This window comes from Desulfotomaculum sp. (assembly GCF_982386235.1).
Map to the genome: position 1 here is coordinate 39215 of NZ_CEVWQM010000013.1, position 26354 is coordinate 65568.

Annotated in this window: 20 protein-coding genes; 11 read left to right on the top strand and 9 right to left on the bottom strand. The window is 44.2% G+C overall.

Going from position 1 to position 26354, the window contains the following annotated elements; translation table 11 throughout:
* Positions 1 to 16: 16 nt before the first annotated feature.
* The 7 genes from AC1U9Z_RS09370 to AC1U9Z_RS09400 all read left to right on the top strand — a co-directional run bounded on the left by AC1U9Z_RS09370 (position 17) and on the right by AC1U9Z_RS09400 (position 9350).
* Complete coding sequence (locus AC1U9Z_RS09370) at positions 17 to 1195, top strand: LL-diaminopimelate aminotransferase (protein ID WP_479957227.1); 1179 nt, start codon at positions 17 to 19, stop codon at positions 1193 to 1195.
* A 193-nt stretch (positions 1196 to 1388) separates the two neighbouring features.
* The gene (gene cydD / locus AC1U9Z_RS09375; protein WP_479957230.1) at positions 1389 to 3119 is read left to right on the top strand and encodes a thiol reductant ABC exporter subunit CydD; all 1731 of its coding nucleotides are present in this window, start codon (positions 1389 to 1391) and stop codon (positions 3117 to 3119) included.
* Positions 3116 to 4783, top strand: a complete 1668-nt coding sequence (cydC, locus tag AC1U9Z_RS09380) for a thiol reductant ABC exporter subunit CydC (protein WP_479957233.1) — start codon at positions 3116 to 3118, stop codon at positions 4781 to 4783. The genes cydD and cydC overlap by 4 nt, the downstream gene beginning before the upstream one ends.
* 275 nt (positions 4784 to 5058) lie before the next feature.
* A complete protein-coding gene (locus tag AC1U9Z_RS09385; protein ID WP_479957236.1) occupies positions 5059 to 6789 on the top strand; it encodes a SulP family inorganic anion transporter in 1731 nt (576 codons plus the stop codon).
* Between the two features lie 269 nt (positions 6790 to 7058).
* Positions 7059 to 8375, top strand: coding sequence for a stalk domain-containing protein (locus AC1U9Z_RS09390; protein ID WP_479957238.1), 1317 nt, complete (start codon positions 7059 to 7061; stop codon positions 8373 to 8375).
* A gap of 198 nt (positions 8376 to 8573) precedes the next feature.
* On the top strand, positions 8574 to 8915 hold the full coding sequence (locus tag AC1U9Z_RS09395; protein WP_333529514.1) for a TfoX/Sxy family protein: 342 nt from the start codon (positions 8574 to 8576) through the stop codon (positions 8913 to 8915).
* Positions 8916 to 9350, top strand: a complete 435-nt coding sequence (locus AC1U9Z_RS09400) for a VOC family protein (protein WP_333529515.1) — start codon at positions 8916 to 8918, stop codon at positions 9348 to 9350.
* A gap of 324 nt (positions 9351 to 9674) precedes the next feature.
* On the opposite strand, the gene AC1U9Z_RS09405 is transcribed toward AC1U9Z_RS09400, so the two are convergent.
* Complete coding sequence (locus AC1U9Z_RS09405) at positions 9675 to 10145, bottom strand: superoxide dismutase family protein (protein ID WP_333529516.1); 471 nt, start codon at positions 10143 to 10145, stop codon at positions 9675 to 9677.
* Positions 10146 to 10298: 153 nt separating this feature from the next.
* Positions 10299 to 12818, bottom strand: coding sequence for a transglycosylase domain-containing protein (locus AC1U9Z_RS09410; protein ID WP_479957241.1), 2520 nt, complete (start codon positions 12816 to 12818; stop codon positions 10299 to 10301).
* Positions 12819 to 13113: 295 nt separating this feature from the next.
* On the opposite strand from AC1U9Z_RS09410, the gene yunB reads away from it, so the two are divergent.
* The 3 genes from yunB to AC1U9Z_RS09425 all read left to right on the top strand — a co-directional run bounded on the left by yunB (position 13114) and on the right by AC1U9Z_RS09425 (position 15547).
* Entirely contained in the window at positions 13114 to 13767 is a 654-nt protein-coding gene (gene yunB / locus AC1U9Z_RS09415; RefSeq protein ID WP_479957244.1) for a sporulation protein YunB, read from the top strand.
* Positions 13768 to 13795: 28 nt separating this feature from the next.
* Positions 13796 to 14668 carry a DMT family transporter gene (locus AC1U9Z_RS09420; RefSeq protein ID WP_479957245.1) on the top strand — a complete coding sequence of 291 codons (873 nt, stop codon included), beginning with the start codon at positions 13796 to 13798 and terminating at the stop codon, positions 14666 to 14668.
* Positions 14669 to 14815: 147 nt separating this feature from the next.
* Positions 14816 to 15547: a YkgJ family cysteine cluster protein gene (locus AC1U9Z_RS09425; RefSeq protein WP_479957246.1), complete on the top strand. Its 732-nt coding sequence runs from the start codon at positions 14816 to 14818 to the stop codon at positions 15545 to 15547.
* 296 nt (positions 15548 to 15843) lie between these two features.
* Here the strand turns inward: AC1U9Z_RS09425 and AC1U9Z_RS09430 are convergent, their stop codons facing one another.
* The 7 genes from AC1U9Z_RS09430 to AC1U9Z_RS09460 form a co-directional block, all read right to left on the bottom strand.
* Positions 15844 to 17625: an NADH-dependent [FeFe] hydrogenase, group A6 gene (locus AC1U9Z_RS09430; protein WP_333529521.1), complete on the bottom strand. Its 1782-nt coding sequence runs from the start codon at positions 17623 to 17625 to the stop codon at positions 15844 to 15846.
* Positions 17626 to 17644: 19 nt separating this feature from the next.
* A complete protein-coding gene (locus tag AC1U9Z_RS09435) occupies positions 17645 to 19354 on the bottom strand; it encodes an NADH-ubiquinone oxidoreductase-F iron-sulfur binding region domain-containing protein (RefSeq protein WP_479957247.1) in 1710 nt (569 codons plus the stop codon).
* 22 nt (positions 19355 to 19376) lie between these two features.
* On the bottom strand, positions 19377 to 19856 hold the full coding sequence (locus AC1U9Z_RS09440; RefSeq protein WP_479957248.1) for an NADH-quinone oxidoreductase subunit NuoE family protein: 480 nt from the start codon (positions 19854 to 19856) through the stop codon (positions 19377 to 19379).
* A gap of 200 nt (positions 19857 to 20056) precedes the next feature.
* Positions 20057 to 20266 (bottom strand): hypothetical protein, encoded by a 210-nt coding sequence (locus tag AC1U9Z_RS09445; RefSeq protein ID WP_333529524.1) that lies wholly within the window; start codon positions 20264 to 20266, stop codon positions 20057 to 20059.
* A gap of 351 nt (positions 20267 to 20617) precedes the next feature.
* Entirely contained in the window at positions 20618 to 22564 is a 1947-nt protein-coding gene (locus tag AC1U9Z_RS09450) for a [FeFe] hydrogenase, group A (RefSeq protein ID WP_479957249.1), read from the bottom strand.
* A gap of 27 nt (positions 22565 to 22591) precedes the next feature.
* Positions 22592 to 24475: an NADH-ubiquinone oxidoreductase-F iron-sulfur binding region domain-containing protein gene (locus tag AC1U9Z_RS09455; protein WP_479957250.1), complete on the bottom strand. Its 1884-nt coding sequence runs from the start codon at positions 24473 to 24475 to the stop codon at positions 22592 to 22594.
* A gap of 13 nt (positions 24476 to 24488) precedes the next feature.
* Positions 24489 to 24977: a complex I 24 kDa subunit family protein gene (locus AC1U9Z_RS09460; RefSeq protein ID WP_479957251.1), complete on the bottom strand. Its 489-nt coding sequence runs from the start codon at positions 24975 to 24977 to the stop codon at positions 24489 to 24491.
* A gap of 583 nt (positions 24978 to 25560) precedes the next feature.
* Here AC1U9Z_RS09460 and nadE point away from each other — a divergent pair.
* Entirely contained in the window at positions 25561 to 26286 is a 726-nt protein-coding gene (nadE, locus tag AC1U9Z_RS09465; protein WP_333530913.1) for an NAD(+) synthase, read from the top strand.
* Positions 26287 to 26354 lie beyond the last annotated feature (68 nt).

Sequence of the window (26354 nt, forward strand, 5' to 3'; positions counted from 1 at the left end):
AATAAGGAGGGTGATTATGAACATCAATCAAAATTACCTAAATTTAGAGGACAGTTATCTGTTTTCGCTGGTCGCTAAAAAGGTGAATGAATATAAGGCGCAGCACCCCGAAAAGGAAGTCATCCGCTTGGGTATCGGCGACGTGACACGCCCCCTGGTGCCGGCGGTGGTGGCGGCCATGGGCACCGCCGTGCTGGAGATGGGGGATGCCGCCACTTTTCGCGGCTACGGCGAGGAACAGGGCTGCGCCTTTTTGCGGCAGGCTCTTTGCGGATATTACGCAGGAAAAGGCGTGGCTCTTGCCGACAGCGAGGTCTTTATCAGCGATGGTGCCAAGAGCGACCTTGGCAATATCTTGGACATTTTCGGCACGGATAACACCGTGCTGATCCCCGATCCAGTGTATCCGGTCTATGTGGATACCAACAGGATGGCCGGGCGGCAGATTGTTTTTGTCAACGGAAACACGGAAAACCACTTCCTGCCTATGCCTGATCGCCAAGTAAAGGCAGATATTATCTATCTCTGCTCCCCGAACAATCCCACCGGCGCGGTTTACAGCAAGGAGCAGTTGGCAAACTGGGTGACCTATGCCCTGGAGCAAAATGCGGTCATTCTGTTTGACAGTGCCTACGAAATCTTTGTGCAAGATGAAAAATTGCCCACCAGCATCTATCAGATTGAAGGGGCAAAGAAGTGCGCCATTGAATTTTGCTCCCTTTCCAAGACAGCGGGCTTTACCGGGGTGCGGTGCGGCTATACCGTGGTGCCTCACGACTTGGTTCGCCATAACACGTCCTTGAACAAGCTATGGCTGCGGCGGCAGACCACCAAATTCAACGGCGTGCCCTATATTGTGCAGCGGGGTGCGGCGGCGGTTTTTTCCAGTGAAGGATTTGCGCAAATCAAAGAAAACATCGCCTATTATTTGCACAACGCCCAGCTGATTGCCGACACACTCCGCAAACTTGATATTTGGTTTGTCGGAGGAGAAAACTCGCCCTATATTTGGCTAAAATGTCCGAGCGGCTTGTCATCGTGGGATTTCTTTGACCATCTTCTGACCAATGCGGGTATCGTGGGCACACCGGGGGTCGGGTTTGGCGCACAGGGCGAAGGTTTTTTCCGGCTCACTGCCTTTGGCGATAGAGAGAATGTTCAAAAAGCGATGACAAAGCTGTGCAGCCTATCATAGGAGTCCCCTCTTGACCAAACAGGCGCGTTGGGGAGCCTGAAAAATAAGCAAAACAGGGCCTTTCGGTCTTGCAAAACACGCTGTTCCAAGGTAACATGACAGCGGAGGGAGCATTGCCCGCCCGCCTATAAAAGGTTTTAGCTTATAGCACACGGCACTTGGCTGATGGCTGGTTAAGAGGTGTAGAAGGCCCATGATTGACAAAAGACTTTTAAAAGAGGCCAGCAAAACCCGCTTTTATCTAGTACTGACCATCGGGTTAGGGATGGTTACTGGTTTAATCGTGGTTTGGCAAGCGAAGGTGCTGGCCAGTATCGTTAGTCAAGTATTTATTAATCAATATCAGCTGGCCCAAGTACAAACCTTACTGATCATTTTGTTGGGCTTAATTTTTATCAGAGCATTGCTGGCTTGGTATAGCGAAATCAATGCCCACCGGGTGGCTGCCAGGATCAAAGCTGAGTTGCGCCAGCGGCTGCTGGAACAGCTTTTTCAGCTTGGTCCGGTCCAGGTCAGGGGAGAAAGAACCGGCGAATTAACGAATCTACTGGTGGAAGGTATTGAAGCACTGGAAGACTACTTTGCCGGCTATATACCTCAACTGGCGCTGGCCGTGGCAGTGCCCCTGACGGTGCTGCTATTTGTGTTGCCCATTGATCGAACTTCCGGTTTAATCCTTCTTCTGACTGCCCCTTTAATACCTTTGTTTATGATCTTGATTGGCCAATGGGCCGATCATTTAACGAAACGCCAATGGCATGTTTTAAGCCGCATGAGTGCACACTTTTTGGATGTTTTGCAGGGTTTGACCACATTGAAACTTTTTGGCCGGAGCAAAGATCAAATCCAAGTTATTGGCAGGATCAGTGCGGAGTTTCGCCAGACCACCATGGGAGTACTGAGGGTGGCCTTCCTTTCTGCTTTGGTGTTGGAGTTACTGGCCACCATCAGTACCGCCTTGGTGGCAGTTGGGCTGGGATTAAATCTGATCTATGATCGTATTACCTTTGAAAAGGCCTTTTTTCTATTATTACTGGCCCCTGAATTTTATTGGCCCTTACGGTTGTTAGGAGCAAAATTTCATGCGGGCATGAACGGTGTGCAGGCCGCCAATCGTATCTTTGAAATACTTGACCAGCCTGTTCAGACAAGCACGGCAAAGGTTCAAGGGGCTAACCTCAATCAGCAAAAGATTCACCTTTCCTTTGAGAATGTTCACTTCTCCTATGATCAAACCGCAGAAATAGTAAAGGGGGTATCCTTCAATTTAGGCCCTGGCCAGAAGGTTGCCCTGGTGGGACCCAGCGGCGCAGGGAAATCCACCCTAGCTAATTTATTAATGGGTTATATTCAACCCACCAAGGGCTTGATTCAGGTTAATGGTCTACCCTTGGAGAGTTTAGCTGGCCATGAATGGCGTCAGCTCGTTGCCCTAGTACCCCAAACACCCTATCTTTTTTATGGTACCGTAGCAGAAAATATCTTGTTCGGCAGGCCCGGAGCAACTGAAGCAGAAGTAAGGGCTGCTGCCCACAGGGCTGGTGCCCAGGAATTCATTGAAAAGTTGCCCCAGGGCTATGACACACCCGTTGGTGAACAGGGTCTAAAGCTTAGCGGGGGACAGGCACAACGTTTGGCCATAGCCAGAGCCTTTTTGAAAAATGCACCTGTCTTGGTCTTGGATGAAGCCACGGCCGGGTTAGACCTGTCCACCGAATTGGCTGTGCAGGGAGCGATGAAGCGTCTGATGGAAGGAAGAACGGTGTTCATCATTGCCCATCGGTTAGCGACGATTTATGACGCTAACCATATTTTGGTTTTAAATGAGGGCAGGATTGTGGAAGAAGGCCGGCATCAAAAACTACTGGAGCAGAAAAAGCTTTATTACGACTTGGTGAGGGCCTATAGGGGGTGTCAGGAATGAGTCCCCTGCGGCAATTGTTTTTGCTGGTGCTGCCCCATTGGCGGCCTATGCTGCTGGCTGTTCTATTGGGTTTTTTTACGGTAGCCAGCAATATCGGACTGCTTACTACTTCAGCGTACTTAATCACCAGAGCGGCCCTGCATCCCCCGGTACTGGATTTAATGGTGGCCATTGTTGGGGTGCGGTTTTTTGGCATTGCCAGAGCCGTTTTTCGCTACCTGGAAAGGTATTTTTCCCACGACGTGACCTTCCGCATCCTGAGCAGTATGCGAGTATGGTTTTATAGAAAGGTAGAACCCCTGGCACCCAGCCGTCTAATGGACTACCATAGCGGGGATTTGTTAAGCAGAATTGTCACCGATGTGGAAACGCTCAAAAACTTCTATCTGCGTGTTCTTTCACCGCCCTTGGTGGCTCTTTTGACTCTTATGGTCAGCTGTTATTTTTTAGCCTGGTTTGATGTAAGAATGTCTTTCCTCCTACTGTTATTTTTTCTCATGGCTGGGCTGGTGGCACCTTTATTAATTGGCTGGTGGAGCCGCCCTTGGGGCAAGGAAATTGTGCAGTCCAAGTCAAACCTAAACGCACTGCTAGTGGACAGCATCCAGGGGATGGCTGATATTGAGGCCTTTGGTCAACGGAGCAGGCAACTTAAGAAAGTGGCCAAGGAAACGGCCAAGTTGTTAAAACTGCAAGGAAGTATAGCTAAAATCAATGGGTTAGCCAATTCCTTAACGGGCCTGTGCATGAATCTGGCCATGTGGAGCATTTTGGTACTGGCCATCCTAAAGACGGAACAGGGAGAACTGGCGGGGATTGATATCGCCATGCTGGCCCTGGTGGCCCTGAGCAGTTTTGAAGCAGTGACTCCCTTACCGCTAATTTTGCCATTCCTCCAAGAAAGTTTGGCCGCTGCCCAAAGATTGCTTGCTATCACTGGCCCGGCAGGTCCTAATTCGCATAACCGGCAAGAAAATACTTCACCCCAGGGGTATGACATACAGGTTTCCCAGCTCGGTTTTCGCTATGCTGCAGATAGTCCCTGGGTATTGCGAAATGTTAGTTTTACAGTTCCCCAGGGGAAGAAAGTGGCTATTATTGGACCCAGTGGCTCGGGTAAGAGCACCTTGGTCAATCTGCTGCTGGGCTTTTTCGATTACCAGGAGGGCAGCTTAAAGCTTGGCGGCAGAGAAATTAGGGACTACCAGCAAGAAAAACTGCTGGAGCAGCTGGCAGTTGTGACCCAGCGTACCCATTTGTTTAACACCACGATCAGGGAAAATTTATTATTGGCGCGGCCGGACGCCAGCCGGGAAGAGCTGGTTCGTGCTGCCCGGAAGGCCAAAATTCACGATTTTATCCTATCTTTGCCCGAAGGTTATGAAACCTATATCGGAGAAGGTGGTTTTAAACTATCAGGGGGACAGAGACAGCGTCTGGCCATTGCCAGAGCTATTTTAAAGAATGCGCCAATTCTGATACTGGATGAGGTGGCTACCGGCATAGACCCGCTGGCTGAGCAGGAGATCATGCAGGACCTCTACCAACTAATGCAGGAAAAAACGACACTGGTCATTACTCACAATTTAATGGGGTTAGAGCAAATGGATGAGGTGATTGTCCTTGTAGAAGGCAAAGTGGTGGAAAGGGGTAATCTATTTTAATATTTAGCAAACAATTCTTGAAATATCAACTATTTTAAAGAAATAAGCAGGGATAATGTTGCATTCAAGACCTAAACACCTCAAATGCGGTATGTGGTATTACCACTTAGATTGAAGCTCTGCTGACTTAGAGTTATGATAGGATCATGCTTCTTCATAATTACAGATGAGGTGTTAACTATGATAACCATGATCGAAGGACCTTAAAGGCATTTTCAAATCTATTCAATAATAAAAAAAGGAAGGTTTTGAAGATGCAGTCGGGAGAGCAGCAATTGTCGTTAGCAAAAATACAGTTTTTTGGCCGCATGGAAGGTTATAGTTTAGAGGCATTACGTAAGGATATTATTTCAGGCATTATTGTTGGTGTTGTGGCTATTCCCCTAGCCTTGGCCTTTGCCATTGCCTCAGGGGTAAAGCCGGAGTATGGTATTTATACATCGATCATTGCCGGAGCACTGGTGGGTATTTTTGGTGGCTCACGGGTGCAAATTGCCGGTCCCACAGGGGCCTTTGTACCGGTATTGCTTTCGATCGTGATGTTGTACGGCTTTGAGAATTTACTGTTGGCTGGTTTGTTATCAGGTATTATGCTTATCTTCATGGGTATTACTCGGATGGGAACCTTGATTAAATTTATTCCGAGGCCAGTAACAGTTGGTTTTACTGCGGGCATCGCAGTGATTATTTTTACCGGACAAATTGATACTTTCCTTGGGTTACAGGGGGTTGTCAAGCATGAGTATTTTCTGCAAAATATTTCCGAACTAGCTAGGTATATACACACCACCCAACTGCCTAGTATTGTTGTAGCAATGGTTTGTCTTTCTTTTTTGCTTATTACACAAAGGTATTTTCCCAGTATCCCCGGTCCATTGGTGGGCTTGCTGGCATCTACCCTGGTGGCATCACTTTTTTTTAATGGTGCAGTTGATACCATTGGCTCAAAATTTGGAGCAATTCCAGCGGCTTTACCTGAATTTCATCTGCCCCAGCTTAAACTGGATGCAGTAGTGAATATGATGGGGCCAGCCTTTACCATCGCCATGTTAGGCAGTATCGAGTCACTGCTGTCTTGCATGGTGGCAGATGAAATGATTGGCAGTAAGCACGATAGCAATAGGGAGTTAATTGGCCAGGGCATTGCCAATGTAATTACACCTTTATTTGGTGGTATTGCTGCCACCGGTGCCATTGCCCGTACCGCCACCAATATTAGAAGTGGGGGCACAAGCCCCGTATCTGCTGTGGTTCATTCTTTGACAGTGCTCTTTTTAATTCTTGCGTTAGCACCCATGGTTTCTAAAATACCCTTAGCCAGCATGGCTCCCATCTTAATGCTGGTGGCCTGGAATATGAGTGGTTTGCATGAAATTAAACATTTATTAAGAACCACCAAAAGTGATGCGGCAGTTCTTTTTGCCACCTTTTTGTTAACCGTGTTTTTGAATTTGACCATCGCCGTGGGATTTGGTCTGTTGCTGGCAGTGGCGTTATTTATCAACCGCATGAGTGATACCATGTCCGTGCAAAAGGTTTTACCGGATCATAGCGCTAATGAAAAGGTAACCTCCGATGTGGTTACCCCGATCCATGATTGCCCGCAAATCGGTATTTTTACCATCAATGGCGCGCTTTTCTTTGGTGCAGTGGAAACCTTTGAAAAAACCCTCACCAATTGTTTAGCCGCTAAACCGAAGGTATTAATCCTCAGAATGGGCAATGTTTTCGTAATGGATGCAACGGCGCAAGTGGCTTTAGAGCATATCGTGGATCATTTTCAGAAACAAAAAGGGACCATCCTGATATCTGGCTTAAAAGCACAGCCGGAAAAGGTTTTAAGAAATTCCGGTTTGTTTGATAAGATTGGTCAAAGCCATTTCTTTGGAGGCACAGGTCTCGCCATATCGTACGCTTTAACCAAAATAAATTACTATAAATGCATGGGCTGTACCCACAACGCCTTCTACGAATGCTCTAAACTATCCAATAAAAGGGTCAGCTAATAAAACAAGCAGTTATTACGGAATGTAATAACTGCTCTTTTTTAGCATTCAGGAAACATAGCTGACGGCTGAAAAAGCCCAAGGGCCACGGCGCATGGGCCAGGAATATTTTTCAGGATATTAATAGCAATTAGTTCGGTGATATAAGAAGGTTATTTCACTTAATTAGCCAATTACTTTATGAGACATAATTTTACATGAAAGGATGATTTAAGATTCGCCGTTTAACCAATCTCCAAAGGACTTTTGCAGCCCTTTGCTGCGCTGGTTTGCTTGCTTTTTTTAGCTTGCCCCCGGATGCCAAGGCATCAAATGAAGCAAATATTGTAATTGACAACACCCCGGTTGTGATTCCCGCTGGTGACCAACCTGCCGCTTTAATAAATGGCAGAACCTTTGTGCCTTTAAGGGTGATTAGTGAGAACCTTGGCACCACGGTTCAGTGGCTGCCAGGATCTAGACAGGTGGTCATACTCACGGACAAAGCAACTTCTACGGTTGTTCCCGAGCGGTCTGCGGATAAAGCAAAAGCCATTGAAATTATTGTGGATGGTAAAGTTTTAAAGGTATCGGAGGCAGAAGGCTTACCCTTTCTCACCGACAAAAATCGCACCATGGTACCCTTTCGGGTTATTGGGGAAGCCTTGGGATGTGAAGTTCAATGGCAACAAAAAAGTAAAACAGTAGAAATAAAAAAACCTGCTTCCGTGGTTAAGCCACCCGTAGAAAAACCACCAGTGGAAAAACCACCCGCAGAAAAACCAGATAACAGTTATCCGGAACCTTCCCAGTCAGATATTGAAATGCTTAAGGAATTAGCTAGCTACCAAACAAATTTAAAAATGATGAATGGTAATGTGATTAATTCTAGAGATTTACTAAATACGGATACTGCCGTACTGAGTCCAGAACAACTAAAACAGCTTAAAACCTATCTGGATCAGATAAAAAAATATGGTTCAACCATTAAGCTTCCAGATGGTACAAAGATAAACACCGCAGAACTATCCATTTTAGGCCCCTCCATCGCCACTGCAAAGCAACTGAAGTCTTGGATTGCTGAAGAAACTCCGAGAATGCAAGCTAAAATGGCGCAGCTTAATCGTGAGTTTGTACCCATCCCTGATTTGGCCGAGCTTTATATCAAGATCGGTGAGGAGTATGGTGTCCGTGGGGATTTAGCCTTTTGTCAGGCAGCTAAGGAAACCCATTACTGGCAGTTTACCGGAGATGTTCAACCCTGGCAAAACAACTACTGTGGCCTAGGAGCCACTGGCAGTCCCTGTACCGGGCAGGAATCCTTCAATGGTGCAGACCCAGCATTTATCCGCTTTGAAGCAGGTGTTCATGGGGCGATCTTTGTCTCCCCAGAGGCCGGGGTAGAGGCGCATATCCAACACTTATATGTCTATGCCACCAAGAAACCGCTGCCCGAGGGTAAGGTCTTGGTAGACCCCAGGTATAGTTTAGTAACCAAGGGCATTGCTCCTACCTGGCAAGGTCTTAACGCCCGTTGGGCTGTACCAGGTACGACCTATGGCCAAAGTATTATCCATGATTATTGGGAAGCAGCCTTAAAAAAATAAAGTATTCGAAAAGCCAATATTTATGATAGCATAAAAGAGTCCCGCAGAAAGGCAGTCCGTCATAAGACAGTATAAAAGCTTAAACTGTTAATGGCACTGCCAAGTAAAATGTCTGAAACAAGCGTATCGTTCACAAGGAGCGATACACTTGTTTTTTACTTTTTCTGTCCGAATAAGTAGATAGAGGGAGGGATAAAAATGGCTTCAAGCGAGGAGTTTACAAAATATGTTGCGGAGCAGCTTAGTGGTGCCGGGACAATTACCTATAAAAAAATGTTTGGGGAATATGGGCTTTACTGCAACGGAAAGTTTTTTGCTTCTGTCTGTGATAATCAGCTTTTTGTCAAAATTACTGATAAGGGTCGAGAAGTATTACGAAATCCAGAAATGGCTTCCCCCTATGAAGGAGCAAAACCGAGCTTTCTAATTACAGAGCTTGAGGATAAAGAACTTCTTTGCAGGTTGGCAACCGCAACCTGTAAGGCATTACCCGAACCAAGACCGAAAAAGAGGATAGACAAAAATAAGGAGGACAATTAAATGAACAGAATAACGGTTGTATGTTTAGGTGTACAGAACATGGAGAGATCCATTCGCTTTTATAAAGATGGATTGGGTTTTCAGACAAAAGAAACTCGCTATGATCCTCCCGTAATCTTTTTTGATACATCTGGCGGATTAAAATTAGAACTTTATCCACTTGATTTATTAGCTAAAGATATTGATGATAACAACCCACCTGCAATTCGCACTGGATTTTCAGGCATTACACTTGCTCACAATGTAAAAAGCAAGGATGAAGTACAGCGAATCATTGATTTAGCAAGAAAAGCTGGAGCGAAAATTGCTAAGGAGCCGCAGGAAGTTTTTTGGGGTGGGTATCACGCATATTTTTCTGATCCGGATGGTTATTATTGGGAAGTCGCATATGGTCCAGAGTTTAGATTTGATGAAAATGATATGTTGATTCTATAATTGAGATTAACAAAGTAATGGCAGTAAAAAGCATTACTTTGAAATCGTAAATAATTTTTCGGAAAAGTTGGATCGAGGTTAAAATAGAAAATATGGCAAACTTTACCGCCGCATAAGCGGAAAAAGAAAAAGCCGTTATTCGGCGGAGGGTAACTGTGCCATAAAAATATATTACCATTGAACAGCGGTTTTGAGGAAATCAAAGCCGTTGTTCTCTATTTTAAGAGGGCTTGGTTGGGAAAAGGTACAGGATTTGCGAAAAAACAAGCGTAGGCCGACACGCACAGGCAAGACCAATCTATTTTCGGGGTAAGCGAGACTTTTTTATACCTGAATGACTACACCACAGGCCAAGCGTTTCCCGGCATTGCCTGCTGGTTGAGTGCGATAATCGTCTGGGTTTTGATGAATAATTACCGACTTTCCGACAACCTGGGAAACTGAAAATTTATTGGTGAAGAAACACATCTTGGCATAGCCATTATTGGAAAATAATACGGGAAAATCCCCAGCATGGTTACCGTGAGGCTGATTTGTGGGATTCCAATGCCCACCTGCAGCCTGAAAGGGGTCGCTGGGATTGCCGACTTGACAGGAGCCACATTGGTGAATGTGAAAACCATGGGGACCAATGGGGTCATTACCGTTTTGAGCCGGTTGATAAGGGGGGAGGCACCAAACCTCTGCGGTAACCCAAGTGCCACCTGGAACAGCTTGAAAATACACCATTCCCCTTATTTCAGGTGCCAGTGGTCCGCCATAAATATAGGCGCAGGCATTCATAACATTATTCATCGTTGCACAGCCTTTCACACATGTATTATTTGCTAATTAGTCTATGCAATGACTTAGATGTTTGACCTTATGCATTTTGGAAAATTCGCTGTTTTTCGATATAAAAAAACCCCACTGGTATCCTTGGCGGACGAATACCAGTGGGGTTTTTTATTAGTTCCAGGCAAAATCTTGCCAATTATGATCCTTTACTCTGGCTGCTTTTTCATAGGTATTTTTAATATTTTTTTCTATAGCACCAGTGGTTCCTGGCAACCAGTTTTCACCATTATTTTGGGCAGGTTCTCTGCCATTCGATTCACCCTGATTACCCCCATTTCCTTGATTGCCCTGATTTTCTTGGTTATTCTCTTCGTCAGGGGTTTCAGGAAGAATTAATTTATATTTTTCTGCAGCGGCAGGGTCTATACCATTTTCTGTATGCAGCGTACAAGTGGTTGTTGGTGCCCTTAGGGCAAAGTCCGCCACTCCTGCGGGAACAGAGTAGGGTGTTTTAACAACAACCTTTGTAATACGATCAATACAGTAGTCATTTGGCAACAAACCAGTGGTTGCGCAGACATCCATGACCTGATGCAAATTATCCACTTCGGTGGGTACTGTTCCCTGGGCAAACATATCCGAAACCAAATGGTCAGAGGGAGTATGGGGCCCAGGTAAAAGTCCGGATTTACTGTCCACAGTTGCCGTTACGATACCAGAAGGTTTTGTAAAAGAGCGTACCGGCACATCAGCCAGGGCCTTATTCATAACCTCACGCCAAATCATGGCTGGATAAATACCACCAAAGGCCTGGGGCATTTTTTGCGGCAAATCATGACCCACCCACACAGCTCCAACTAACTCAGGAGTATAACCAACAAACCAAATATCTTTTCCCTCATCGGTGGTACCGGTTTTACCTGCCACCGGTCTGGCACCAAGATTGGCCCGGCTGCCGGTACCGGATCGAACAGCAGAAACCATCATGTCTGTAACCAGATAGGCAGTGGTGGGCTTCATGGCTTGACTACGTTCTGGTTTGAATTCATCCAAAATGGTTCCATCAAAACGCTCAACTTTGATAATCGCATGGGGTTTGACGTAAATACCCTGGTTGGCAAAGGCACCGTAGGCACCTGCCATATCCAGTGGCACAACCCCATTGCTAACCCCACCCAAGGCCATAGCAAGACCGTCCCGGTTAGCATCCAGGGTCGTTATGCCTAGCCCCTGGGCAAACTTGACAGATTGCTGAATGCCAACGGTATTTAAGAGTTTAACTGCTGCAATATTTACTGAACTGGTTAGAGCTTGTCGCAGGGTAATTAGGCCTCGGAAGCCACCGCCTGAGTTTTTTGGACTGTAGCTGCCAAAGGAGGTTGGGATATCATCAACAATGGAAGCAGGACCCATACCTTTATATTCAATGGCCGGCCCATAGGCCACAATAGGCTTAATGGAAGACCCAGGTTGACGACCAATCTTACTGCCATTGTCCAAAACTTGATATTGGGTGGCCCTGTTGAGGGACCTTTGATAGGTATGCTCCCGTCCACCCACAATGGCCCTTAAATAACCTGTGCCTGGTTCCATAAATACCGCAGCACCCTGGGGTTGTGGCAGACCGTTTTTATCTGCCGGGTAATTAGGAAAGTTATTGGCATTGGCCAAGGCCATTTCTGCCATCTTTTGTATTTTAGGATCGAGGGTGGTATATACTTTTAAACCACCTTTGTAAACCATGTCTGGTCCGTAATTTTGAATCAATTTTTCTGTCACGTAGTCGATAAAGTAAGGATAAGGATATTTCGCTGCTTGCATTTTAGTGCTATCAGGCAGTGACTTAGATTCCGCCGTTTGACGATGGTCCTCTGTAATCTTACCTGTATCTTTCATTCTTTGCAGAACAATATTACGGCGGTTTAAGGTTAAGTCATAATCCTTTTGGTGCTTTTCTTCAAGTTGTTTTATATCTTGTTCGGAAGACTTACTGTCATCCAGGTTGTCCACTGATTTTCCTGAGTCAAGATAACGTGAATAGGATGAAGGTGCCTGGGGCAGACCTGCTAAGAAGGCAGCCTCTTCCAACGTAATATCATCCGTTTTTAGATCCTTACCAAGGTATGTTTGGGCTGCGGACTGAATACCATAGGCTCCTTGACCAAAATATATTTTATTGAGATACATTTCAAATATTTCATCTTTGGTAAAATGTCTTTCCATTTGCAGCGTTAGTACGACTTCCTGCATTTTTCTTTTGAAACTTTGCTCCGGAGATAAGTAAGATAGTTTAACTAACTGCATGGTAATTGTACTAAACCCTTCGCGAATTCCACCGGCAGCTACGTTTCTAAACAAAGCTCGACCAAAACTTCGAAAGTTTATACCATGATGATCATAGAAACGATCGTCTTCTATGGCCAAAACAGCATCCTTTACGGATGTAGGTACTTCATCAAGTTTTATCGGTTCTCGGTTCTCTGTACCTATCCTAGTTGCCAGATTCCCATCTTTATCGTAGATAGAGGTGGGGACCATATTTTCAAGGGCTTGGGGGTTAAAGGCAGGCATGTCTGACATTGCATAGGCAAAATAGCTTAGTGATGCAATGCCGCCAATAATAAGGCATAAGAGTGTTATTAGTAAAATTAAGCGTCCGGGTCTAAGTCTCCGGCTTTTTCGCTTAGCCAAAAAAAATGACCTCCTTTGAGAAAAATAAAGGGCTATGATAACAGAATTATAACATACATAGGGAAAGATATTGTAGATTATTTTGATTTCTTGCCACCTAATGTTAGCTTTGGTATAATTAATAGGATTTGTTTAAATTATAATATGTTTTACGTAGGGGAAACAATTTTTAGACAGGTGAGTTCATAAGATGAGTAAAAGCCTAAATTGTTAAACGAGTCTTACAATATTTTTTATTAAAAAATATACAGGCTAACACCTTTTATTTCACCTCCACATATAGATTAATGTGGGGGTGAAAGCATTGTTTAAGAGAAAAAGACAAGTATCCGGTAAAATAGTTATCTTGCTTGTTATTCTATGTCTTCCAGCTATAATTTTCTATGTGGACCGTCTACTTCAACCAACCCTTTTTACCATTGCCAGAGTAAAAGCGATCCATATGGCAACGGAAATAATGAATCAAGCCGTCATGGATAATTTAGCCAGCCAACAACTAAGTTATCAGGATTTAATTCAAATTCACAAGGATGAACAGGGAAAAATTGTTCTCGTACAGGCGGATACAATTAGGATTAACAGAGTTTCCAATGAAATAACCCTAATGATACAAGATTCCCTGAAAAAAATGGATAGTGAAAGCATTCATATTCCCCTGGGCCAACTATTGGGAATTCATTTGTTGGCTGCCCTTGGCCCGGATTTTAATGTAAAAATGATTCCTCTGGGTATTGTGCGGGTAGACGTTATCGATAAGTTTGAAGGGGCTGGCATTAATCAAACCAGGCATTTAATATGGTTGGATCTCAGCTCGGAATTCCAAATTGCGATACCATTATATAAAGAGGTATTTAAGGTTAGTACCAAGGTGCCTTTAGCCCAAAATATCATCGTCGGAGATGTACCACCTGCCCTGATAACGACACAGGGGGGGATTTTGGGAAGATAGGCTCATAGCTATCTCGGGAGTGAACAAAATGCCAGCTGTACTAAAAATTACTTCAGCAATGATTATCTGGGGGAGTTTGGGGGTTTTTGTAAGGCATATTCATTTGCCTTCGTTAGAAGCAGCCTTTTATCGAGCAGTGATTGCTACGCTGGTGCTATCGTTAGTATTTATTGTTATTAAAAACAAAAACCTGCAAAGCATCCGTAAGAACCTGCCAATATTAGCCTTGTCTGGCGTTGCCATTGGTTTTAATTGGATCATGTTGTTCCAAGCCTACCGTTATACCACAATCTCCAATGCAACCTTAACCTATTATTTAGCACCGGTTTTGATTGTTTTAATATCACCCATCGTACTGAAGGAGAAACTGTCAGTTACTAAGATCCTATCCGTATTCGGTGGTATGGCGGGTTTGTTTCTTATTTTAAGCCAGCAAGCAAACCATGCGAATACAATGTATAATCATAGCTTGGGAATTACCTACGGGCTAATTGCCGCCGTATTTTATGCCGGGATTGTATTGTTAAACAAACGCATGAAGGATATTGATGGCTTTCAAATGACCTTTGTGCAATTGGCAACTGCAGCCCTGGTATTACTGCCTGTGGTTGCTGCAAGGAATAATTTTCAGATGGTCCAGGGGGATATCAAATATGTTCTGATTTTAGGTGTAGTACATACCGGTTTGGCTTATTTGCTTTATTTTTCGGGCCTAAAGGATATGAAGGCACAAAATGCTGCCTTACTTAGTTACCTAGACCCTATCTCTGCGGTGCTTTTCAGCACACTTTTATTAAATGAACCAATGGGATTATGGCAGGCTGTTGGTGGATTGTTAATTCTCGGGTCTGCTGTTTTTGGTACCAGGGAGCCAAAGCAAGAAGTAGTGACAACCGGATAAATGAGTTGTTAATTTTTTGCTTAGTGGCCATGAGCCATGGGCTTTGGACTTTATAATGAAACGGATGTTATTTTCAGGGTGGCGATTGGCCAACTAACTATGATATGATTGTTATAAAAGTAACAAGCAATGAGAAGGAGTCAGGGTATGAGCAAAAATCTAAGGTCCACAGACACGTTTAATTTTTCCTGTCATGAGGGACTGGCTTGTTTTAAACAATGCTGTAAAGATATCAATATCTTTTTAACACCTTATGACGTATTACGTTTAAAGCAATGTTTAGGAATGGATTCTGAGGAATTTCTAGAAAAACATACCCATGTTCTGAGTGCCCCTGGGTCAGGTTTTCCGGTGGTTATTCTTAAAATGAGGGAGGACAACCTGGTTTGCCCCTTTATTACCGATTATGGTTGCCAGGTCTATAAAGCCCGCCCTTGGTCCTGTCGGATGGCACCAGTGGAAGTAAGGGGCAAGGACCTATATGGTATAGCCTTTGAAAAATCCCGCTGTCACGGATTAAATGAAAGCAAACAGTGGACGGTGCAGGAATGGATGGAAAATCAGGGGTTGTTTGACTATGTCGAACCAGAAAAATTATTTGAACAAATTCCCCTTAAAATAAGATTAACCGGGGACAAGGCTTTCGATCAAGCGATTATGGCCATAATTTTTATGGGCTGTTACAATTTAGACCAGTTTCGGAGAATACTGCGGGACAATCCCGAATTAATTGGAAGTTCTCAGGCAGACTCTTTAACCGATGACCTTTCATTAATGAAGTTAGCCTTTAGGCGGTTACCGGAATTGATTAACGAGCGTAAAAAACTGGAAGTGATAAAGTCAATTCTTGAAAAACAAGAAAGGGTTCATTTTTCTTAGTACGATCATCCCTAAAAGCTTATAATTCTGATAGTGAAATGAAAAGGGAATGCCGCAATAGTAAGCGGCATTCCCTTTTTGAATGTACGAATCATTCGCTTTGCTAATCTGCCCCACAATGGAACAGTGATAATATCTGGAACGCTTATTGCTGAATCAAGGCATAAAATAGAACAAATTATCACGAATGATTCCACTTTATATTTGGCACGCAAATTGCAATATATATCAGTTAATTCTGATAATTAAGGAAGATGATAACCCGACTTGCTGTCGGGTTATCATAAAACTAGTTTCTAATGATGATCCTCAGAGGGAATCCTATCCGGCAGGCCTTCTGGTTTCCGGTAAACACCACGGGGCACATAGTGGGTATGCAGGAGTTTGTGTGACTTTTCGCCCAGTGGTTCTACTAAAAACTCTTCATAGACGGCCTTAATGGCGGGGTTTTCGTGGGATTTACGAATAGGTAGTTCTTCATCAGCCTTATAGATGCCGGCGATACGCTTGAGGCGTACTTCGAGGTTCGTGGGGATGGGTTGCCCGCCACCACCGATACAACCGCCGGGACAGCACATAATTTCGATGAAATGATAGTCAGCTTCGCCGGCACGTATCTTATCCAAAAGTTTACGTGCGTTACCTAAAGTATGGGCAACTGCAACTTTAACATCTAGGTCGCCAACTTTGAGGGTAGCTTCCTTAATACCTTCCATACCACGTACCGGAGTTAGATTTATATTAGGCATCGCTTCCTTGGTAAGAACTTCGTATACGGTACGGACTGCAGCTTCCATTACGCCGCCAGTGGCACCAAAGATAACTGCTGCACCTGTGGAAAGACCCATCGGAGCATCGTATTCTTCTTCGGCGAGACTTTCCCAATCAACACCGATCTCACGAAGCATACGGCCAAGCTCACGGGTGGTAAGGACAACATCAACATCTTGGTAACCGCTATCCTTGAGTTCGTCACGTCCTGCCTCAAACTTTTTAGCGGTACAGGGCATAATGGATACACTATAGATCGTGGCAGGGTCAATACCCTTTTTCTCAGCATAGAAGGATTTTGCCAAAGCACCAAACATCTGCTGAGGTGATTTACAGGTTGAAAGGTGTGCTAACAGGTCAGGATAATACATTTCGATGTATTTGATCCAACCGGGACTGCAAGAAGTAATCATGGGCAGTACGCCGCCTTCAGTCACACGCTTAATAAATTCATTACCTTCTTCGATGATGGTAAGGTCTGCAGTAAAGTCAGTATCCATAACACTGTCAAAGCCTAAACGACGCAGGGCCGCCACCAGTTTACCAGTGCTGACGGTACCAGGTTCCATACCAAATTCTTCGGCGATAGCTACCCGAACGGCTGGGGCAGTTTGAACAACCACATGCTTAGTGGAGTCATCCAAGGCACGCCATACTTTTCCGGTATCATCCACTTCGGTAATGGCGCCGGTGGGGCAAACCAAGGTGCATTGGCCGCACATGGCACAGTTTACATCATTTAGTCCCTGGTTAAAGGGAGGGGCTACGATGGTTTCAAAACCACGGTTAATGGTACTGATGCATTTAATTCCCTGTACCTTTTCACAGACGGCCACACAGCGGCGGCATAGGATACATTTTCTTGGGTCGCGCACGATGGATGGTGAGGAGTTATCAATATCATCTTTTTTGTGGCTTTGGGCCGGTCTTACAAAGCGTACCTCTTTAAGTCCCATTGCTTCGGAAAGAGCTTGTAACTCACAGTTATTGTTGCGCAGGCAGGTATTGCACTCCTGTGGGTGGTTGGACTGAATTAGCTCCAGTGTCATTTTGCGTGAAGCCCTAACGACGGCGGAATTAGTTTTTACAACCATTCCCTCTGTCACTGGGGTAACACAGGCAGCCTGGAGGGCCCGGGCACCTTGAACTTCTACCACGCAAATACGACAGGCTCCGATGACATTAATTTCTTTCATATAGCAAAGGGTGGGTATATTAATGCCGATTTTTTTGGCGGCATCGAGAATCGTTGAACCCTGTTCAACTTCAAGTTTTACATTGTCAATAGTTAGTGTTACGGTTGCCATGCCTTTTCCCTCCTATCCTCTAGGATTTTAGGCCTTTGCGGGGCATTTTGCAAACGCCAGCCGGGCAGGTTTTATCCTTAATATGTGCCTCAAACTCATCACGGAAATAACGCAAAGTACTAAGAATGGGGTTTGGTGCAGTTTGGCCTAATCCGCATAGGGCAGAAGCCTTGACAGAATTAGCCAGTTCAACTAATAAATCTAAATCTTCTTCCTTGCCTAGACCCTTGGTAATGCGCTCGAGTATTTCTAGCATTCTTTTGGTACCAATACGGCAAGGGGTACATTTGCCGCAAGACTCATCTTGGGTAAAACCAAGATAAAATTTAGCCAAGTCGACCATACAGGTTTCTTCATCAACGATAATCATGCCGCCGGAACCTACGATGGAACCTAGGGCTGCTAAGTTTTCATAATCAATGGGGGTATCCAGGTAAGCTGCAGGGATACAGCCGCCGGAAGGTCCTCCGGTTTGAGCTGCTTTGAAAGCTTTTCCATCCGGAACGCCGCCACCAATATCCTCAACCATTTCACGCAGGGTCAGGCCCAAGGGAATTTCCACTAAGCCAGTATTGGTAATTTTGCCTGCCAAGGTAAATACTTTGGTACCTTTACTCTTTTCGGTACCCATGGAGGCATACCATTCAGCACCATTTACGATAATGGGGCAAATGCTGGCCCAGGATTCTACGTTATTAATGATGGTAGGTTTATTAAAGAGACCAGAGACAGCGGGGAAGGGAGGACGTGGACGTGGTTCACCACGACGACCTTCGATGGAAGCTAGCAGGGCAGTCTCTTCGCCGCAGACAAAGGCTCCGGCACCCACACGAATCTCAATATCGAAACAAAAGTCTGTCCCCAAAATATTGTTGCCTAGTAAGCCAATTTCTCTGGACCGTTCTAAAGCTTTATTAAAGTGGTCAATGGCCCGTGGATATTCCAAGCGAATATAGGCAAATCCTTTACTTGCACCCACAGCATAACCGCCAACGGTCATGGCTTCAATTACGGAATAGGGGTCATCCTCTAATACCGAGCGATCCATAAAGGCACCCGGGTCACCTTCGTCACCGTTGCAAACAATATACTTTTGATCAGACTGCTGATCCAAAACAAATTGCCATTTTACACCGGTGGGGAAACCAGCACCACCACGACCCCGTAAACCGGACTTTTTAACCTCATCGACGACCTGTTGGGGGGTCATTTGCTTAAGCGCTTTAGCCAAAGCTTTATAGCCATCCATTGCTATGTATTCTTCAATGGATGTTTGGTTGATTAAGCCACAATTCCTTAGGGCGTTGCGTTTTTGTTTTTTGAAGAAAGTCATATCATTTTTGCGTGGTTGAATGGAACCATCGGCAGCATGATAACAAAGTCTTTCAACAACTTTGCCGCCCATTAAATGAGTGGATACAATGTCATCCGCATCTTCCGGTTGTACCCGGCAGTAGTAATACCCATCTGGAAATACTGTAATCACTGGCCCCATTTCGCAGGTACCCATACAACCGGTAACCACAACTTTAACCTGGTCTTGTAGGTTATTTTTCGTAATGGCTTCCTGGAGAGATTCCAGTGTATTTTTGCAGCCAATGGAAATACATCCAGTACCACCGCAAACTAACACATGATATTTGTAGTTGTCGGAGGGTTCTTCACCCAAGCGTAATTTTATTGTTTCTTTAGCAGTTGCTCTTAATAATTCGAGCTCTGTAAAATTCATATATTTCACCTCCCTGGAGGTATTATTCATATTTTGCTAATACTTCAGAAACTTTTTCAGCAGTCATCCGAGGGAAAACTTCCCCATTAACTGTCATTACGGGGGCAATGCCGCAGGCCCCTAAGCACCTTACTAAATCCAAACTAAAACGGCGATCCTCAGTTGTATTACCAGCCTTAATACCCATTTCTTTTTCCAACATTACCTGAACCTCAGGTGCTCCTTTAACGTAACAGGCTGTGCCAAGACAGAGGTTAACGGAATGTCTTCCTCTGGGACGTAGACTGAAAGCTGCATAAAAGGTTGCAACTCCGTATACATCGCTGAGAGGCACCCCTAACTCTTCTGCAGCTTTAACTAAGATATCTTTGGGTAGGTAGCCGTGTATTTCCTGAATACCTGCCATTACCACAATAAGTCCATTGGGATTGCCCTTATATTGGGCAAACAGTGCATCTAATTTACCTTCTTGATTACAGTTGCATTTGCATTCTGCACCCATGTTTGGTTCCTCCTTTCGTCGGAAGCGTATTTTTGATTTGCGCTTCTGTTATTGTTTAATAGTTGATAGAATTGCTTGGTTCGATATCACCACCCTCCAAATAATACTTATGAGAACAAAGAAAGATTAATCCGTCATGCATAGGATTAATACACAGTATTTTTGAAATTTTACAAAAAAACGCTACAAAGGGAGTGGCATTAAGCGAAAATCGGTTGACCATAATGGTCAAAAAGGGGAGTAAAATCCTTAGTAAGCCCTGAAGTTAAGAAGATATATTGATCATAGGCGTCAACACAGGGTTCAAAAGTTGGCATATCTGGCATATTTATGCTAATTTCATTGGTGATGGAGTTATTGGCAATAGCTGTGATAATGATCTGCCCGTTGACTAGTTGTTGTAAGACCAACTGTCACACCTCCATTACTAAATATTCTATAACTTTCTTTTTTTTAAAAATGTCATTGACATGACAAAAAATACATTAAAGTGTGTCTAGTGATACTTATTAAAACATTAAAAATATTCAAAAAATTATAATTTAGGTTTATTCTACTCCAGTTTGTTCGTAAGCGTCAAGTACTTTTAAGCCAACTTAATTAATAATATTTCGACAACCGGTCTTAGTTTATCTTAGTTTTATATGTATATTTTAAACGCAGAAAGTATGCCGCTCCCCCTAACAATTGCAGCATTTAACAAAAAGAAATGTCGCTAGCTACAAAGTAGTTTCGCGACATTTCTTTTTGTTTATTCATATTTAAAGTTTGATCGAGTTAAGGACATTCTCGGGGCTGACATTCATAATGTTGTTGTTTACTTTAATGGATACCCCATCACCGCAGTTTTCCAGGCAAAAGGCACCTTTTATTTTGATCGGTAAGCCAGCTAATTTTTCAATAACAGAAAGGGAACCTTTTTTGATGCAGCCTTCGCCAAGACACACGGTTATTTCCGGTCCATCAGCATCCTGCAGGGTAATTTCATTACCGGCAATACGCTTTTTGGGATGATAATGGGTATGAAGTTCCTGGTGTGTCTCATGGTTGCAGCAACCACCCCAGTATTTCTCAAAGATATGGTTAAGATCTTCGTTGTCCTGGGCCTTGTGCAATTCTAGTTTTGCATCGATTTGATAAATTTCTTTGGCTCTGGCCTGACGGTGTTCCGAATCATTTTGGCAGGGCTGACCGCCGCCGCCTACACAACCGCCTGGGCAAGCCATAACTTCTACAGCCTGAATATTAAGTTCTCCGGTTTTAATCTTTTGAATTAACTCTTCTGCGGCGGCAAGTCCATTAACCACGGCTAGCGTTAGCTTATTGTCACCGACATTGATACTGGCAATTTTGGTGTCATTCATGCCCCGGGTAAAATCGATGTCAATTCTGCCATCCGCATTCAGTAATTTACCGGCTACATAACGAATGACCGATTCCATTACACCGCCGGTGGCACCAAACAACACACCGGAGCCGGTGCCTTGCTGCATTGGCTGATCAAAGGCGGCATCTTCCAGAGCCTCAAAGAGGATACCGGCTTCCCTAAACATTCTGGCGGCTTCCACGGTTGTTAGTACAGCATCCACATCGTAAGAGCCATCTGTGGTAAATTCCGGTCGCTTGGCTTCGTACTTTTTAGCTGTACAGGGCATGATGGAAACAACATACATATCCTGGGGAGCAATTCCCAGTTCTTTAGCATATTTTTTCTTCAGCACAGAGCCAAACATCTGTTGTGGAGAGCGACAACTGGATAAATTATTTAATAATTCGGGATGGAACTGTTCAGCGTATTTTACCCAGCCGGGACAACAGGAAGTAAAGAGGGGTAGGTTTTCACCCTTTACCAGCCTGGTTAAAAATTCGTTGGATTCTTCGATGGTTGTCATATCCGCTGTAAAGACCGTATCAAATACCTTAGCAAAGCCCAGTTTACGTAGGGCGGAGATAATTTTACCCGTTACCTCGATGGACCCAAGGTTGAATTCTTCCCCTAAAGCTGCCCTGGGGGCAGGTGCGATTTGGCAAACCACGGTTTTATTAGGATCGCGCAGGGCGGCCCAAACCTCATCGATGGCTGAAGAGTTAGAAGTCAAGGCGCCGCAGGGGCAAACGGCGATGCACTGGCCACAGTTAATACAGGCCGATTCAGAGAGGGACTGGTCCATCCCAGACACGATTTCTGTACGGGAACCACGGTTCTTAAAGTCCCATACGCCAATGCCTTGTTTTTCCTTGCAAACCCGTACACATAGGCCACATAAAATGCACTTATTGGGGTCCCTAATAATGGAGGGGCTGGATGTATCCACTGGTGCCACAATCGTACGATTAGGATACCGTAACCTCTTAATGCCGTAATCACTGGCGTATTGTTGCAGCTTACAGGCCCCACTGGATTCACAGGTTGTGCATTCCCGGTCATGGTTTGCCAGAAGCAGCTCAAGAACCATTTTGCGGACTTTATTTACCTTTTCGGAATTGGTGAAGACAACCATGCCGTCCATTGGTGCAGTGGAGCAAGAGGTTTGAATCCCCATTTTTTCTATCTCTACCACACATAAGCGACATGCTCCTGCCACCGTTAATTCGGGGTGGTAGCAGAGGGTAGGGATATTGATACCTGCTTTTTTAGCAACGGCTAAAATATTTTTTTCGTCTGTGAAATCGATTATTTGACCATTAATGGTAATTTTTCCACTCATCACGTCACACCCTTTCTCAGATACCGGCTACCTGATCTCGATAGAACCGAATTTGCATTTTTCCATGCAGGCGCCACACTTTAGACATAATTCTGTATTAATAACATGCGGTTGTTTCTTATCTCCGGTAATGGCACCAGCGGGGCAGACTCGGGAGCAGACAGTACAGCCCTTACATTTATCAGGATCAATGTAGTATTCTTTTAAGGCCTGACAGGCACCGGCAGGACATTTCTTATCACGTACGTGAGCCAAATACTCGTCACGGAAGTAACGGAGAGTGGTAAGAACCGGGTTGGGGGCGGTTTTGCCAAGACCGCATAATGAACCGTTCTTAACGTTTTGGGCCAATTCCTCTAACAAGTCGAGGTCGGCCTCGGTTCCTTTACCCTCGGTAATCTTAGTTAACAGGGCCAGAAGTTGTTTGGTTCCTTCACGACAAGGCACACATTTACCGCAGGATTCGTTTTGTACAAAGCCCATAAAGAACTTGGCTGTTTCTACCATACAGGTATCATCACCCATCACAACCAGTCCGCCGGACCCGATCATGGCTCCTGCCTTCATTAGTTCATCATAATCAAGGGCGATGTCTAATTTATCTTCCGTCAAGCAACCGCCGGAGGGTCCGCCAATTTGTACGGATTTATATTTTTTACCATCCCGCAGACCACCGCCGATGTCAAAGACCACTTCGCGCAGGGTGACACCCATTGGTACTTCCACCAGACCGGTGTTTTGTACCTGACCGGCCAGGGCAAAGGTTTTGGTCCCAGAACTTTGTGCCGTACCATAACTTTTAAATAAGGCGGCACCATTATTGATGATGAAGCGAAGGTTTGCTAAGGTTTCTACGTTATTAATAATGGTTGGGCAACCCCATAGCCCTTTAACAGCCGGGAAGGGGGGGCGGGGGCGAGGCATACCACGTTCACCTTCGATAGAGGCAATGAGGGCAGTTTCTTCACCGCAAACGAAGGCACCTGCACCTTCCTTGATATTAATTTTAAAATTAAAGCCACTGCCTAAAATGTTATTTCCTAACAAGCCATGGGCTTCGGCATCGGCGATGGCCTTGCGCATACGCTTAATGGCTAAGGGATATTCCGCCCGGGCATAAATATAACCTTCATCGGCTCCGATGGCGTAGCCGGCAAGCATCATGCCTTCTAAAACCGAGTGGGGATTGCCCTCCATAACGGAACGATCCATAAAGGCACCCGGGTCACCTTCATCGCCATTGCAGATAATGTATTTTTTAGGACCTGGCTGAGAAGCTGCGAAGGACCACTTGCGTCCGGTGGGGAAGCCGCCGCCGCCCCTGCCGCGGAGTCCGGATTCCATTACTTCATTGATAATATCCTGGGGGCTCTTTTCTTGTAAGACCGTACTGATGGCTCGATAACCCCTGTGGGCGATATAGTCATAAATATCATCGGGATCCAAACGACCGCAATATCTCAAAGTGACACGAACCTGACTTTTATAAAAAGGGTTCTCATCCTGGGTTTTAATTTTTTCCCCTGTTTTGGGGTCTTCATATAATAAGCGTTCAACAACGCCATCATTTACAATAGAAGTGTTAACGATTTCCTCAACATCATCTACCTTAACTTTACAATACAACAGTCCGGAAGGTTCAAAGCGGACCAGGGGACCCATTTGGCAGAAACCGTGGCAACCGCTGATATTTACGGCAATTCCCTCATGGCTAACTTCCTCAACCAGTTCCACGCTTGTTAATAAGCCCTGTTCCTCGACTTTTCTTTTTAGTGCTTCATAGACCTTTAAGGAGCCGTTGGCCACACAACCTGTGCCAGCACAGACTAAGATGCGCATCTTTTCTTGTTCCAGGGCGGTCCTAACCTTTTGTCTTAGTTGTTTTAAATCAGCATGGGTTTTAATAAGCATCACTAGTCCCCCCTTAATTTTCACTGGCAGCGGGTGCCAATTTTTTTATCGCTTCAAGAATACCATCCGGTGTCATTTGGCCATGAACTTCATCATCTACAACTACAACAGGGGCTAAACCACAAGCCCCTAAGCAGGATACTATTTCCAGGGTAAACATCAAATCATCTGTGGTTGGCTTGTCTGCAGCAAGGCTCAATTCTTTTCGGATGGCCATATTAATGGGTTCGGAACCACGCACGTGACAAGCGGTACCATCACACACACGAATGACGTATTTTCCCTTGGGAATTAAAGAGAATTGGGCATAAAAGGTGGCCACGCCCAGTATAGTGGCAGGGGAGATCCCCATAGAGGTTGCTATGTAGGTTAATACTTCTTTGGGTAAATAACCGTATTCGGCCTGGGTTTCTTGTAAGATGCCAATTAAATGAGAAGATTTACCTTCGTGTGAGTCAATAATTTTCTGTACTTTTAGTAATTTTATATCTTGATTGTCCATCATAAACCCCCCTTTGGTGTAGAAACAAAAATCCATTGCTTGATCTAAACGAAATAAATTACTTTAAAAATCACCTCTTTTCAGTGAAAAATGATAAATGTGTCATTTGTCACTAAATACTACAAAAAAATAATAAACAAAACTATTAATAGCGTAATTTTAATTGATACAAAAATCTATCTATTTAGTCAATTAACGATAGAATAAAACGATTTTAAACTTTTCAACCGGATATCAAGAAATGGTAAAGAGGTATTTACTAAATCAAAAAAATGGTGGTACTGACTAAATTTTTAATAATTGTCAAAGATTCTGAATATATTATAGTCTTGCAAATATTATATTGTCAATTAAAAATACTTTTTATTGATTGATTAACGTCAGATAATTGCACATAAGAGAAAAAATAGTAATACTATAATCACTAGTGAAAATTGTTACACTAGTGCGGCAATACTGACTATTATTCAAGGATGATAAATTCATGAATTGTGAAGAATTTCTCCATTTTCTTTTCATTTGCGCCTTAGGTTAAGCTATGATATCATGAAGTTATAATTGGCCTAGGGGGGCTTGTCTAATAATGAAGGACTTGGCGGAAAAACTGACGCTATGGGTAAAAGAGCAGATAGAAAAGGCTGGTGCCCAGGGGGCAGTTGTTGGTCTAAGTGGTGGAATTGATTCTGCCTGTGTTGCCGCTCTATGTAAAAGGGCTTTTCCGGACAATGTTCTGGGTGTCATCATGCCCTGTTATAGTAACCCGCATGATGCAGAAGATGCTAAACTTCTAGCTAATACACTATCTGTACCCTATCAAGAAGTTGATCTAAGTGATCCCTTTGATTGGTTCATTGAAAGACTGACTGGACAAGATTATGATATCCATGACTGTGATTTATCCATTGTAAACATCAAGCCTAGATTAAGAATGACAACGCTATATTATTATTCCAATCGTTACAATTATTTAGTGGTAGGTACCACTAATAAGGCTGAGATGGTGGTGGGACACTATACAAAATATGGCGATGGCGGGGCTGATATTCTTCCCTTAGCAAATTTAATTAAATCGGAAGTCAAAGAGTTGGCAAAGGAATTGGGAGTTCCTCAAAGGATTATTGATAAGGCTCCTTCCGCGGGGTTATGGTTTGGCCACTGTGATGAAGAGGAAATGGGTATTCGTTATCGGGATTTAGATGAATATATAATATCGGGCAATGTACCGGAAGAGGTTAGCAAAACAATTCGAAATCTTGAGTTAAAAAGGGAGCATAAAAAATTCATGCCGCCTGTACCACCAGTAGGATAAATAACCAACAGAAAGCTAGGTTTGCCCGGAAAATTGGTGCGAACCGGGCTTTTTTCAAGGAAAGAGGG

What these genes read in the sequence shown, in the direction of transcription:
- cydD (WP_479957230.1), top strand. Translation starts at nt 1,389, where the DNA reads ATGATTGACAAAAGACTTTTAAAAGAGGCCAGCAAAACCCGCTTTTAT.
- AC1U9Z_RS09450 (WP_479957249.1), bottom strand. Translation starts at nt 22,564, where the DNA reads ATGAGTGGAAAAATTACCATTAATGGTCAAATAATCGATTTCACAGAC.
- AC1U9Z_RS09460 (WP_479957251.1), bottom strand. Translation starts at nt 24,977, where the DNA reads ATGGACAATCAAGATATAAAATTACTAAAAGTACAGAAAATTATTGAC.
- AC1U9Z_RS09435 (WP_479957247.1), bottom strand. Translation starts at nt 19,354, where the DNA reads ATGAATTTTACAGAGCTCGAATTATTAAGAGCAACTGCTAAAGAAACA.
- AC1U9Z_RS09400 (WP_333529515.1), top strand. Translation starts at nt 8,916, where the DNA reads ATGAACAGAATAACGGTTGTATGTTTAGGTGTACAGAACATGGAGAGA.
- AC1U9Z_RS09440 (WP_479957248.1), bottom strand. Translation starts at nt 19,856, where the DNA reads ATGGGTGCAGAATGCAAATGCAACTGTAATCAAGAAGGTAAATTAGAT.
- AC1U9Z_RS09430 (WP_333529521.1), bottom strand. Translation starts at nt 17,625, where the DNA reads ATGGCAACCGTAACACTAACTATTGACAATGTAAAACTTGAAGTTGAA.
- cydC (WP_479957233.1), top strand. Translation starts at nt 3,116, where the DNA reads ATGAGTCCCCTGCGGCAATTGTTTTTGCTGGTGCTGCCCCATTGGCGG.
- AC1U9Z_RS09405 (WP_333529516.1), bottom strand. Translation starts at nt 10,145, where the DNA reads ATGAATAATGTTATGAATGCCTGCGCCTATATTTATGGCGGACCACTG.
- AC1U9Z_RS09420 (WP_479957245.1), top strand. Translation starts at nt 13,796, where the DNA reads ATGCCAGCTGTACTAAAAATTACTTCAGCAATGATTATCTGGGGGAGT.
- AC1U9Z_RS09370 (WP_479957227.1), top strand. Translation starts at nt 17, where the DNA reads ATGAACATCAATCAAAATTACCTAAATTTAGAGGACAGTTATCTGTTT.
- AC1U9Z_RS09395 (WP_333529514.1), top strand. Translation starts at nt 8,574, where the DNA reads ATGGCTTCAAGCGAGGAGTTTACAAAATATGTTGCGGAGCAGCTTAGT.
- nadE (WP_333530913.1), top strand. Translation starts at nt 25,561, where the DNA reads ATGAAGGACTTGGCGGAAAAACTGACGCTATGGGTAAAAGAGCAGATA.
- AC1U9Z_RS09425 (WP_479957246.1), top strand. Translation starts at nt 14,816, where the DNA reads ATGAGCAAAAATCTAAGGTCCACAGACACGTTTAATTTTTCCTGTCAT.
- AC1U9Z_RS09455 (WP_479957250.1), bottom strand. Translation starts at nt 24,475, where the DNA reads ATGCTTATTAAAACCCATGCTGATTTAAAACAACTAAGACAAAAGGTT.